Source organism: Clostridia bacterium (assembly GCA_017410375.1).
Taxonomy (GTDB): Bacteria; Bacillota; Clostridia; order RGIG6154; family RGIG6154; genus RGIG6154.
In genome coordinates, this window is the sequence record JAFQQW010000051.1 from 41,021 (window position 1) to 54,519 (window position 13,499).

General features: G+C 39.8%; 8 protein-coding genes. 4 read left to right on the forward strand and 4 right to left on the reverse strand.

Features of this window, described 5'->3' with window-relative positions; genetic code table 11:
• The first annotated feature begins 4 nt into the window (after positions 1 to 4).
• Together IJE10_07355 and IJE10_07360 are read left to right on the forward strand one after the other, a co-directional pair.
• Entirely contained in the window at positions 5 to 802 is a 798-nt protein-coding gene (locus IJE10_07355; GenBank protein ID MBQ2967915.1) for an AraC family transcriptional regulator, read from the forward strand.
• A gap of 115 nt (positions 803 to 917) precedes the next feature.
• Positions 918 to 1,742: an MBL fold metallo-hydrolase gene (locus IJE10_07360; GenBank protein MBQ2967916.1), complete on the forward strand. Its 825-nt coding sequence runs from the start codon at positions 918 to 920 to the stop codon at positions 1,740 to 1,742.
• A 58-nt stretch (positions 1,743 to 1,800) separates the two neighbouring features.
• Here the strand turns inward: IJE10_07360 and IJE10_07365 are convergent, their stop codons facing one another.
• The 3 genes from IJE10_07365 to IJE10_07375 all read right to left on the reverse strand — a co-directional run bounded on the left by IJE10_07365 (position 1,801) and on the right by IJE10_07375 (position 8,404).
• On the reverse strand, positions 1,801 to 7,086 hold the full coding sequence (locus tag IJE10_07365; GenBank protein ID MBQ2967917.1) for a hypothetical protein: 5,286 nt from the start codon (positions 7,084 to 7,086) through the stop codon (positions 1,801 to 1,803).
• A 209-nt stretch (positions 7,087 to 7,295) separates the two neighbouring features.
• Positions 7,296 to 7,634 (reverse strand): hypothetical protein, encoded by a 339-nt coding sequence (locus IJE10_07370; protein ID MBQ2967918.1) that lies wholly within the window; start codon positions 7,632 to 7,634, stop codon positions 7,296 to 7,298.
• Positions 7,635 to 7,660: 26 nt separating this feature from the next.
• Entirely contained in the window at positions 7,661 to 8,404 is a 744-nt protein-coding gene (locus tag IJE10_07375; protein MBQ2967919.1) for a helix-turn-helix transcriptional regulator, read from the reverse strand.
• Between the two features lie 143 nt (positions 8,405 to 8,547).
• Here IJE10_07375 and IJE10_07380 point away from each other — a divergent pair, with 143 nt between their 5' ends.
• Positions 8,548 to 10,461 (forward strand): DUF4838 domain-containing protein, encoded by a 1,914-nt coding sequence (locus IJE10_07380; GenBank protein MBQ2967920.1) that lies wholly within the window; start codon positions 8,548 to 8,550, stop codon positions 10,459 to 10,461.
• A gap of 67 nt (positions 10,462 to 10,528) precedes the next feature.
• On the opposite strand, the gene IJE10_07385 is transcribed toward IJE10_07380, so the two are convergent.
• Entirely contained in the window at positions 10,529 to 12,400 is a 1,872-nt protein-coding gene (locus IJE10_07385) for a cellulase family glycosylhydrolase (protein ID MBQ2967921.1), read from the reverse strand.
• A gap of 123 nt (positions 12,401 to 12,523) precedes the next feature.
• On the opposite strand from IJE10_07385, the gene IJE10_07390 reads away from it, so the two are divergent.
• Positions 12,524 to 13,288, forward strand: coding sequence for a helix-turn-helix transcriptional regulator (locus IJE10_07390; GenBank protein ID MBQ2967922.1), 765 nt, complete (start codon positions 12,524 to 12,526; stop codon positions 13,286 to 13,288).
• The last annotated feature ends 211 nt before the right edge of the window (positions 13,289 to 13,499 follow it).

A 13,499-nucleotide genomic window follows, 5' to 3' on the forward strand; every position in this document is an offset into this window, starting at 1 on the left:
CACAATGGCATTGCATCATTCTCACAATTCTGTCGGAAATTTCGACTATAAGGCAAGCATCTATAAACCCTGGTCGATACCTGCACATTTCCATAGAAATTATGAATTGATTTACATTTACGAAGGCACCTTGGACATATTTGTTCACGGAGAGCGCTTCACCCTTTCAGAAGGTGATTTTTTCCTGATTCGCCCCAATTCCATACACTCCTTCACGGTAACCGAAGAACAAAAGGTATGGGTAGCCGTATTTTCGGATGATTATGTCTATAAATTTGCAAAAGAGTATGAAAACTCCCAGTTTTCAAAATTCAGATGCGACCCTGATATTGAAGTATTCTTAAAGAAATATTTATTAATAGGCGGAATACCTCCGCTGTATATAATCATTTCATGTTTAAACTTAGTTTGTGATGCCTGCATCAACAATGCAACCGAAATCACAACGCAAGAAATAAATATGAATGTATTTAATCAAATTTATGAATATATATCGAAAAATTACAATAAAGCACTGTCTTTAAAAGAATTAGCCCGTGCGCTTGGCTATGAATACCATTATGCCTCCCTTTTGTTTCACAAATATTTTAATATGAATTTCAAAGCCTTTATCAATCTGTACCGGGTGCAGCTTGCCTGTGATTTTTTATTAACCACGAGCAAGGATATCCTCTCCATTTCCATCGAATGCGGCTTTGACAACCTACGTAATTTTAATTATGTATTCAAAAATTATACCGGTCAAACACCTTCACAATACAGAAAGCATATTAGCAAACCAAATATACAAATTTCAAATTGATAATAACTTCTATCTAATATTATACAACTTTTATCGTGCATTGGAAAGATAAATACGTTAGAATAAAATCAATAACTGGTATCGGAAATAATGAAAACGAAAAGAGGACAAACTTATGAAAATTGTTCAGTTGACCAACAAAACCGCTTATCAGACCATGGGTTATGTTTTACAGTCAAAAACTGGCGAAGTACTTGTTATTGATGGCGGTATAACAGGAAATGATGCGGAACTTTACAGGGTTATAAAAAAACTCGGCGGTAATATTTGCTTATGGCTTATTACGCACCCGCACAATGACCACTATGATGCAGTTATTGAGCTGCTTGCCAAATATAAAGATGTCACCTATGAAAAAATGGGCGCCGCTGTGTTACCTGATTCGTGGGCAGACGATATAAACGAAGAAGAACGAAAAGAACTGCATAACTGGAACGCTTTTGCCAAAACACTGGGTGACAGACTTTTTGAAATCAAAGAAGGTATGCAGTTTTCCCTTGGCAGTATGAAAGTGGAGGTTCTTGCCGGAAACAATCCCGATTTAAAGACAAATCCTATTAATGATCAGTCTTGCGTCTTTAAAGTTTCCGAAGATAATTTCAGCATTCTGTTTTTAGGAGATTTAGGTGCTGAAGGCGGAAACCGTCTGCTTTCCAAGCCCTGCGATTTAAAATGTACGGCAGTTCAGATGGCACACCATGGACAAGGCGGCGTTACGGAAGAAGTGTATAAAGCCATTGAGCCTGAATTTGCTTTTTGGCCGACACCCGACTGGTTATGGGAAAACAGAAAATATTTGGGAGAAGGAGAAATCGGAGAAGGTCCTTTTGAAACGCCCAAAACTGCAGAATGGATGAAATCCCTTGGCACAAAAAACATTTTTTCTTTTGACCACACGATACTATTTGATACAACCACAATGACCACAACCGAATTTTAGTCAAAAATTACACAAAAACGAAACACCCCCACCATTTCAGGTGGGGGTGTTTATTAAGCTAATTAATTGTTTTTGCAGGCAACAAAGGCGTCAGATTTGTACCATTATACAAGTCATTTTCCCAAACAAACAGCTTCTGATTTTCATTCAAAGTGTACACTTTAGAATTATTGACGCTTACAATTGCTTTATCCACCGTAAAAGATGTCATTCTGTTATCATCATAAGTAACAATTGCAACAAAGCAGTACTTTGCACCGTCACATTGCACAATGTACTGATTTCCATCCTGCACAATTTTAAGTTCTCCGTCTGTTTTGGCATCTACAATATAAAGATTTGACCAATCATAGGCTGTAGTCGCGCCATGGGTTACATTGATTACACCTTGTTTTTCGCCTATGTAATTTCCGTCACTATCATATTTGTGACAGTTATCTATATGCGCAAGATAAAATTGGGATACCGTAAAATCAGTTCTGGACTTTGATGAATTGTACATACTTTGCTCAATTTTCACCTTGTCAAAGATAATGTATCCGCTTTCCACAACATCCGTAGTAGCCTCCACATCTTTTACTTCCAAATAACCGCTCAAATAGCAATCAGTCAATGCATCGTCTGCTTTGAAATCAAATCCCCCAAATGTTTCTTCAGAATAATTTGAATCGCCAAGACAGAATTTCAATCTTCCTTTTGTGACAGGCGCACTCACACCTCCTGCTTGTGTAAGGTCTTTTAGTGACACAGGTTCAAAATGATTTTTACTAACCGTTTCTTCCAAAACAACAGCCATCGGTTCGATTGTATGCTCTTCTGCCAGAGTTTTAACCTCGCCGTTCCCAAACTCTGTTTCTACATTGAATACAATTTTCTTTGCTCTGTCATAAACCGGCAAATAAAATTCATAAGGAAAATGCGTGTCGGTTTCGGTATGCACCTCGGTATCTCCTTCGTAATGCCATGTAAGTGTGGATTTTACAATACCATTTTTGCCATCACCTGCCGGCACCCCTTTTTCATCAATGCGTGCTTCGGTAGACCTTCCGCCAACAAAGATATAGCCCATATAGTTTCTTGGGTCAACAGAAAGTGCATAAGCTTTTACATCATAACCCGTTTCTGTTTTATAACCTTTCCAGGTGTTTTCTTCGTAACTGCTCTTATATGTATTTCCTTTATACATAAGTCCCATAGCAGAATTTCCCATATAGAGGTTGTTAGCATTCGGTTCATTTTCAAAAACAACCTTGCTATACATAGGTGCTGCAATTCCGCTGCCTGAAACCGCAATTGTCCGAATACCTTTTGCAGGAATTGTAATTGTGACTGCACCATCCGTAACATCAACCAAAGATGCATTTCCTGCTTTGTCGTAAACGGTTGCTTTTGAACCGTCTTTAACCTTCATATCGCTGTTAAAGGCAATTGTCACTGTTTGATCGACATCGCTTGCATTGGTAAGCGCAAATGCCGCTCTCCCATCTTTTCTGCCACCAATCCAGTCAATTTGTTGTGCATCGTATAAAGATGCACCTGTGATGGTCAGCGTCCCTTCTTTAAGCCACGGCCACATATCCGTTTCATCATACATTACGCCTGCCTCTGCACCGTAATGACGGGTATTAAACCACACATAGCCTTGGCTTCTTGTGGTCGGAAAGTCAACTTTTCCCTCGGATTTTACCCAGGCATTTGAGAACAAATAATCCTGAACTGCCGCCATAAACACCGGAATATGATGAAAATATAAGCTTGTGGAATCAAAACCATCTATCGGATAATTCGGAAGACCGGGGGTTAAATAATAGCTGTCGATATAATAACCGGGATAGTTTGCAAAGCGACCGACGATAGAGTTTCGCGCCATATCCATCATCAACTGGTCATCCGAAAGATAACCCAATCTCAAAATATCTCCTGCCCAGGTTGACATAAAAATATTTGCATTTCGGCCATAGCAAGTTGTAAACTGCTCTAACCCAAGACCAACACGAGAGGTTACCCAGAAAGGATATTCCGTATCATCAACCTGAAGAGCACTCTCCAGGGCACCGGCGGTTGCGCGCTTTACATAATTGCTGTCATTCGTGTTATCGACAACATCAACCATGGTTGCACCTCGACGGTAGCCTTGTCCGTCTTTCCACCACCAGGTGTCTTTATTAAAAATCCGACTTTCGTTTTTGATTTGCTCAACATCTGCCACATACATATCTGTTTTGCTGCTTGGCATATCCGTTGTTCTTAAAGATGGCAAAAATCTTCTTGCCGCTTCTACAGCACCGTCTAAATACACCGCATTGCCCGTTGCTTCATACATATCTAGCTGCGATTGAAAATGAGGGCTGTAACTGACGTTGATGAACAATTTATCATTCAAGTAATTTGTTGCAGCAGAAAAGCTTCTGTTTTCAATATAGGAATCCGCATATTCAATAGCTGTAGACAAGGACACATTTCCTGTCGCTCTGTCGTACCACAAGGCATCAGAAGGGTTTCCAAGTCCCAGACCGCCCGATTCAACGCTTGTTAACATAAGATTGCTTTTTGCAATATTCCGAAGGATTGGCATTTGACCGCGCGTCATCACATAAGCGCCTTCAAAGTTGGAGTTTCCAAGGTCAAATTGCGTTTTTGTCAATTCTTTATTAATGGGACCTTCTGAACGGGATTCGTATGAAAATTCACTGTTAAAATGTGTGCTGTTGCGGGTAAGCTGTGTACCGATAGATGGTAATGTTCTTTCCATTAACAGTTCCTGATCCTCTGTTAACATATAGCATTGAAGATACGCCAATCCGTTAGAGTTGGTTACACGATAGGTATCTTCTATATTGTAGTGTCCCTGCATTTCTTCATCCCAACCGCTCTTCTCATCATCTTTCATCAAATTCAAAAGATTAAATACGGTATCTGTCATGGATGCATAGTAGTTATCACGATAGTCGTAAACATTTCTTAAATCTTTTACCACATGCGCATAGCAGTCATACCACCCTCTGTTGTCACCGCTTGTTGAAATGGAGGCAAGCGGTCTGTATGCAAAGGTATATGTATCACCTACAGAAAATGTTGAGTCCAATGTACCCATCAAAGGTGCAAAAACAGAAGGTTGCACACCACCGTTTTCACCCATCGTACCTAACCCAAAGTTGGATTGTTCCTCTGTGTAATCGATCGTAAATTCTTTGCCAAGCACATCCTTTTTGGTGTAGCCCGGAACGGTATGGGTCCAGCGATAAGGTGCAATGGAATCTAAATCTACTGCAACACCTAAGGTGATTTCCTGCCCATTTTCATTTGCTTTATAGGTCATTTGGGTATGGTCGGTGGTAGAAAATTCTTCAGGAATCAATCTGGGGTCTTCCGGAAATCTTCTTTCCTGCCACCGGAATGGGGTTAAGATATACCCAACATTCGCTCTTGAAATTTCATTGGGATCATTAAAGAATCCGAAAGAATACTCACCGTCTAAGTTTGTGGTGGCTGTCACCTCAACCTTTGGCTCTAAATCCCCTTCCTCCAATGTCCAGATTGCTGTTATATCTGCAAGCTTTCCTTTGGCTGTCATTTTAATTTTGTTTAGCGCAAGTTGTTCTAACGTGCTTGGTATTAACCATTCCGGTTCACCGGAACGATATATATCATACGAATAAAAATTATATTTCTCACCATTTACGGTGTAATCAACATAAAACCTCGGATAACGTCTCTCATCAACTATTTTTTGTACCGAGTCCGCACGAACCGCCAAAAAACCTAAGCCGGTTTCATACTCTAAAACAACTTGATTCTGAACTTTCAATTCACGCTGTACCAAATTGGTTCCATCCGCTAATGTGCCTAATTTAAAGTTCAATTCGGTTTTATCATTTTTCAATGACAAGGTTTGGCTTACACTTGTCATGGTTTGCTTTGCACTTTCAGGATAAGCAATTTTATCTCTGTATGCTAAATATGACGGGAAAGCATCTGCACAATCCGCATAAGATTTAACATTTTCAAGTGTGCAGAAAGGATCCTGCGTAATCAAAATAGCGTCAAGTCTTGCAGAATTTGCTTTTGCATTCAGTTTGATTTCTATTTGCCCATTCTCTACCATAAACGCCCCTGAAGGGTAAGTTGCCTGCTCCCACGCCCATGCCGGTGTATTGCTGCTTGCAGTTCCCGTATTTGTTCCCGGATATTGGTGTGTGCCGAAAAATCTTGTATTTTTTGACGAATCCCCATCTATTGCGTTTTCTCTTTTGCGATATTCGGTACCATTTACAGAAATACTGAAAATTCTGTTTGCTGTTGAATAATCCGAATAATCACAGGTTCTGGCAAAAAGGTAGTAAGCGCCGTTTTCAACATCGTCAGTCTTAAAAACAGCGGATTCTTTCGTTCCGACGCTTTTTAAAATATCGGACGAATACAGGTTATATTTACCACTCTCATCATGAATAAAGTCATCTTGCCAGCTACCGAGCATCTGACTGCTTGTTGCAGGAATAAGATAGGAAGCATATCCATTTGGATTTGCAACCAATTTAAAACCAGAAAGTCTGGTGGTGCCGCCATTTGTTGAAGATTTAACCTCAAGGGTTTCTCCGCCCTTGCCACTAAATTCAACCGTTGCAACCTTTACCCAACCTGCCGTTTGTTTTGCACTTCCCACTTCACAAGTGCGTTTATTTTCCTCAATATCCGTAAATGTAACCGAAACACTGCAATCCGACAATCCTTCGCCTACAAAGGATTTGTTCTCAGGCAAATAATAGTAAACATCAGTTTTACCTGAAGCAGTTGCGGGCACCGTCCATTTTGCGTAGCCCGATCCATGATATGTCTTTGTTCCGTCAAAATTTTTCAATGATGAAGACCACCAGTCTCTGAACTGATGGATATCTGTTTGATCCAAGTCGGCAGTCGATAAAAAGATTGGATTTGCACTTTCTGTTTTTAATGAGCCAATAACAGCTGTTTTACCATTATCCGTAATGGTTACTGTATCTCCGTTTGTAAAATTGTAGCATCCGAGCTCATACCAATTATCAAAAGCTGCAATTAAGTTCTTTGTTGTCACTTTCCCTTCTGAAGAGATGTCGATTTTAATATTTGAATTTTTTTGGACATATAATCTTAAATTTGATTCACCTGTATCCGGCAATGTCCATACAGCTGTTGCGCCCTCCGTCATTGCCGTTGCAAAATCAGAAGTTATCGTAAAACCATTGGACGAAAACGCACTGCTTGTTACCTTATATTCGATATTTCCTGTTGTTTCCGCTGTAGCCGGAACCGTTACCAACATGAATATAATGGCTACAATCAGCAATAAACTAATCTTTTTTTTCATACCTTCCCCCATCACTATAGAATTTGTTCTTTTTTGCAAATTTTGTAGTTAATTCGTATGCGTTTTTAAAAGCGCATGCCTACTATACTATGCATACTATACCCACATTAATTGTATAGCTTTCTCACTATTTTGTCAATTTTTCATGTAAAAAAGTTAATTTTTTTCGATAATATAGTAATTTTTATTCAAAACCGATAGCAGTTACATTATCTCCCCCAAAAGATGTAGTATTTCATATCGATAAGGCATTGTGCAATGGCTGTTTCTTCCTCGCTAAGACGGGATTCTTTAAAGGGAAACGCATATAAAACCTTGTCTTTAAATATCATTTTGTCGATATAAAATCCATCAAGCAATCTATATATTGAGTTTATTAGCAAGAACAAAGTATCAGCATATCCGGTATCAATTAGTATTAGCCCATCTCCTGTGTCTATCAAATGTGAAGATGCAGGGAAAGTTCCCACGAAATATGTGTTTCCAATAATTTTAAAAGGTTCAATCGCTCCCTCATAATGATTTTTAAAAGTCTTTCTTTCAAACATTTTAGTGTTTTGCTAACGGATGTTTTTTATTGCGTTTGCGTATATTTTTTGGGAGAAATTCCCATTTCCTTTTTAAAAGCTCTGCTGAAAGCATATATACTGCAGAAATTTAAGTATTCTGCAACCTCGCTTATGTTCATGTCTTCAGATTTTAGAAGTGCCGATGCATACCTCATCAGTAATGCATTTTTATATTTCACAGGCGACATTTTTATTTTTTCGCGAAACAGACTTCTGAAATGGGATTCGCTCAACCCGCAAAGTACGGCAAGCTCTTTAACAGACACAACTTTGTCGAAATTGGCTTCCAGATATTTTACAGCGGGACCGATTTTACCTAAGTCGTCGTTTTTATTCAGCTTCATCTCGAACATGGCGGCGATGCCGAACAGATTTGACAAAACGACATACTGCTCATTTTTGTAAAAGGCACGATGCAAATCATAAAACAGCCGTTTGCCATCTCCTCCTGCCTGAATCACTTCGGGATACACAGAAATAACAACTTCCTCATCTGTTTCCGGCTCAAAATCAGTTATGATAACCTCAGCAGTTTCAGATGTAATCACAAAGCTGTAGTCTGACTTTTTGGGCAGATACACCGCATCATTTTCTTTGGCACAAAATGTACCTACCTTAGTTTCAAATATAAATTCACCCTTAACAATAAAGAAAAACGCCGCTCGTATTCGATTGTTTTGAGCAAGTTGTCTTTTATTCGGATTTCTGTGTACCACCGTTATATCTTTTACGGAATATCCTTTATTCATAGGTAATTCACCTCTTTTTTCATTATATATAACTTTTTTGGACAAGTCAATAAAAATCGTCGAAATGGTTAAAAAATAGTTATATTCGTTATTGTAAACAGCCAAATAATCTTATATACTTTTTAAAAAAAGGAGGTTTAATTATGAGACTGATTTTAGCACAAATCGGCACAAACCAAACGGTTGCGCTTGCCGTAAAGGAAATTGTGCGTCTGATTAAAGCCATGGACAAAACAATCGCTTTGGATGTAAGACGCTACGATGAGAAAAAAGCAGACGTTAAAAATGCCTTATGGGTAGGTATTGACGGATCGGTAGAAAAAAGCAAAGACGACCATATCGTTATAAAGGTAAAAGATGCAGAGGGTATTATTACAGGTAGTAATGAAAGAAGTGTACTTATCGCTGCATATCGTTTTATGACAGAGCTTGGTTGTCGCTTTTTGCGTCCCGGTCCTGCCGGAGAAAAAATTCCGGAACAGCCCCTTGATTATGCGGATTTAACAGTAGATATTGACGAGTTGCCCAGCTACAGACACAGAGGTATTTGTATTGAAGGTTCTGTTGGTTATGAGCATGTGATAAACACCATTGAATGGTTGCCTAAAGTGGGCATGAACAGTTTCTATATTCAGTTTTTCACCCCCACAACCTTCTTTAAGCGCTATTACAGCAAATACTACGAAAACGAGCAGGATAAGGATTTTGGAAACAATCTCACCGATGCAGATATTGATGCAATGATGGAGCTTGTAAAAGATGAAATTCAGAAAAGAAGTCTGGTGCTACATGCAGTAGGACACGGCTGGTCAAGTGCACCGTACGGCTTTGTTGCAACCGGCTGGGAAAAATATGAGGGTGAAATTGATGATAAAATGAGAGCAGCACTTGCTCTTTACAAAGGCGAACGCAAGTTCTTCAACGATACGCCCATCAGCACCCAGCTTTGCTATTCCAATCCCGGTGTTATGGAGCATGTTACTGATTTCGCTGTAGAATACTGCAGAAAAAATCCACACATTCATTATCTTAGCTTTGGTATGGGTGACGGTGGCAGAAACCATTGTGAATGTGAAGAATGCATCAAAAAAACGCCTTCTGACCATTATGTGGATATGCTTAATTTGCTGGATATCAAGCTGGAAAAAGCGGGTCTTGATACAAAAATTGTATTTACCGTCTATGCAGACACCCTGTTTGCACCAAAACAGGAAAAACTGCGTGACAGCGGTCGTTTTTGTCTTAAATTTGCACCCATCGCCCGTTCTTTCTCGCAGTCTTATGACGAAATTGACCTTGATAATCTGCCCGAAACCGCACCCTTTGTGTTAAATCAGGATATGGTGCGCAACACGGTAGAGCTGAATGTGGCATATCTTGAAAAATGGCAGAGAAATTATAAAGGAGACGCATTTGTTTTTGATTATCACCTGATGTGGGACCACGATACCGACCCGGGTTATTATAATGTTTCAAAAATCATAAACCGAGATATGGCAGCCCTTGACAGAATCAAGCTCAACGGTATGTTAAGCTGTCAGTTACTCCGCTCGGCATTCCCGACAGGACTACCGACCTACACCATGGCAAAAACACTCTGGAACAAAAAATGCACCTTTGAAGAAATTAAAAACGATTATTTCACCACCGCCTTTGGCGAAGACGCAAAGCTGGTAGAAAACTATCTTTCTGAAATTTCAGACCTTGCCTGCCCACCCTTTGTGAGAGGCAACTTAAAGCTTTCTCCTGAAGAAGTGATTGAACGGTATACCAAGCTTAAAGAAGTCGTTATTGCATTCCGTGAAAAACATGCACAAAAAATGGCAGATGTATCTCCTGACTGGGAACATCTTTACATTCACACATTTATGATTCCGATATTTGCGGATGTGTATATGGCAAGATACAGCGGCGACGAAGATGCCGTGCAGGTTCATTCAGATGCGTTCCGTGCCTGCGTCCAAAAATATCAGCCTATGATTGACGATGTTTGCGACGATTATCATATGAAATTTACCTTACTTAAAAAATATCTGGCACGGCATAAACCCGAATAAGCAAAAAGGAGCTGTAATTTTATTACAGCTCCCTTTTATTTCGTCACCCATTCAAAAACATGGACATTTATTTTTTATGCAGTTTTAAGAATGCACCGTCACATTTTGAAATGCAATCGGCATTGCCGTAAACGGTTTCGGAGATTTCCCAGCCATCCTTCATTATAATTTCAGGTTTTATGTCTTTATCCGAATAATTAAGCAGCGTTGCATAACATTCATTGTCGTTTATGGGATGAATGGTAACACCGATATTGCGGTCATCCACTCTGACAATTTTGTCTTTGAGGATATCTTTACCCACCTCCATATAAAGCTTGTAGTAAGGCATCGTATTATACAGGTCGGTCCCTTCAAAAGCAATGCGTTCAACGGGCATATTCAGGAAATATACCGTACCTTTTCCGTACTTATTTTTCAAAAATACGGGATTGTCATTGTCGTTTGTCAAAAGCACCTCTGCTGTGGTTGGTTCAAGAATAATTTCTTTGCAGGTATAAGGAACTTCTTCCCCATCTATGTCAACTTTTCTGCTTGCATTATTTAAAAAGCCACAGGATTTTGCACCCACAAGTTCGGGAAAATCGGTAATCTGACCGCCATTAAATGACAGATACATGGTTGCACCCTTTTGCACACGGTCAAGTAAGGTCATCCAGGTTTTCTTGTAGAAATTTTTCCAACCGCCGATACAAGGAACAAAATAGATATCCCGTTCGGGTATATCGCCATTTTGCGTGTATACAACATCCATCTCGATACCTGCCTGTTTCCCCAGTAAAATGGAAGATATTGCGGTGTGTTCTCTGTTTTGTTCAATGGAAAGTACGCAAACTGCATTCACTTCTCTTTCAGGAAGACCATCGGGAAGCTTGTCTACAAGCTTAGACATTTCCTGCATGGTAAATGCTACAGGCTTCGGCGAAACATCCTGATTGAATAAGCCAAGCTCTCTTTCAATCATAGACCAGGAGTAAGGCGGAAAATCAAGATGCTTTTGTTCCCACGCACACCACCATTGATAGCCCTTTAAATTGTTTGCAAGGGCGGATAAAATCTGAATACGCATAAAGTCGGCACTCATATCCTGACTGCCTATGGTTTGCGAGAAAGTACCGCTTTCCTGTATGTAGGCAGGTTTGCCTGAAACCCCTGCATAGTATATGGTCTGTGCGGTGGGAAGACAGGTGGTGCGCATACGGTTGTAAGGCTCTACATCACCACATACAGTCAGCGACGGATAAGGATGTGTACAAACCATGTCGTTCAGCTCGCCCTGGTGCTCAAGCAGCCAGAGATTATTTTTAGTAGAGGACCCCCACACGCCCGATTCTAAGCTGTGCATATCGCTGCAAACAGGTCTTGTGGTATCCTCACTGCGTATAGCATCTACAACAGCAGCAGTCCAGTTGTAGGATTTGTAAGCATTATCAGCAGGGCTTAGACAGTTACATTCATTGCCAAGTCCCCACATGACAATCGCCTTTTCGTTTTTCAATTCACGCACAAAGCGTTTGATAAAACGACGCATCCACATCAAAGCTTCCGGGTCGGTAATTAAGTTTTTATCATTAAGTACGGGCGGACAGTATATTTTGCCACTCATCCAGCCTGTGACAATCGCTACAACAAGCTCTATTCCGTTCTCTTCGGCAGCCTTGCAAAAATCGCGGAAATGTTCAATCATTTCCATATCCACACCGTCGTCATATACAGGCTCGCCTGTTTTGGCGTTTATATATTCACCATGCAGACCGCACCATTCGCTTGCACGTTCAACCGGCTGAAAATCTCTCCAGTTAGGGAATACGCGCAGATTTTTCACACCGTATTCTGAAAGTAACTTCATTTCCTCGCGGATTTTTTTACCGTCATAGTGCAGCCACATTTCGGTCCCCCAATCACGTCCCCAATAATTTGCGCCTAAAATAAATTTCATATATTTACCTCCTTTGTTTGTTGACAAATTTCTTTTATAATGTTAAAATAACATAAATTTAGTTTTTTTGCATCATAAAACAAAACAAAATCTTCCCATTTATTTACTTTTTAAGGAGAAAATATGAATACTATCTTTTACGAGGCGATAAAAGATTCTGCAGATGCCGTTTTTGCAGAAGAGCAAATAGCTTACAGCGGACGGTTACATTTTCATCGCGCTTTTGAAATTGCGTATATCATAGACGGCAGAGCCGAGTACACCATAGAGGATAAAACCTTTATAGCAGAAGCAGGCGATATTGTTTTTGCCCATTGTTATTACAGGCATACCAGCTCGGACAGAATACCGCACCGAAAACATGTCATCGCTGTACCTGAGCGCCTGACCCGTGATATCGCCAAGCTTTTTGAAAACAAAACACTGCCTATGTTGCTTTCGGATAAGGCATTTAACCTGACCTTGTTTCCGTGCTTTGATGCTTTGGTGAAAAACCACGGAAAAGCACTTAAAATCACAGAAAAAGGGTATGCAAGTGTAATTTTCGGGTCGGTTGCGTCCCACTACGATATGGAGGACATCAAAAGACCACTAAGAGCCGTATCTCAGATTTCGGAAATTTTGCAATTTGTGGACGATAACTATACCGAACCGCTTTCACTGGAAAGTATTTCTGCGAATTTTGGTTATAACAAAACCTATTTTTCAAGAATGTTTAATCGGTATATCGGTATGTCGCTGACTGATTATATCAACATGGTTCGCTATGATAACTTTGAAAAACTACTTAAAAACAATCCTGAAAACAACATCACAAGCCTTGCCTTAGAGTGCGGTTTTTCTTCGCTCGCAACCTTTTACCGCGTGAGAAATGTGAGAAATAAATAATAAAGTTCCCATGCTGTTGCTACCTTATATTATCACTTGTCTTTATGTTTGATACAAAGAGTCTGCGCACTTCGATTCTTAGCATTTTTTCTTTTTTTGTAATGAACATATCTCCATAAATTTAAAGGTACAGCCCATAAGTTTCACGATTACTGTTAAACTTTCACGATTTGAATATAAAAAAATAACCGCCACCCAAAATTTAGCTCTC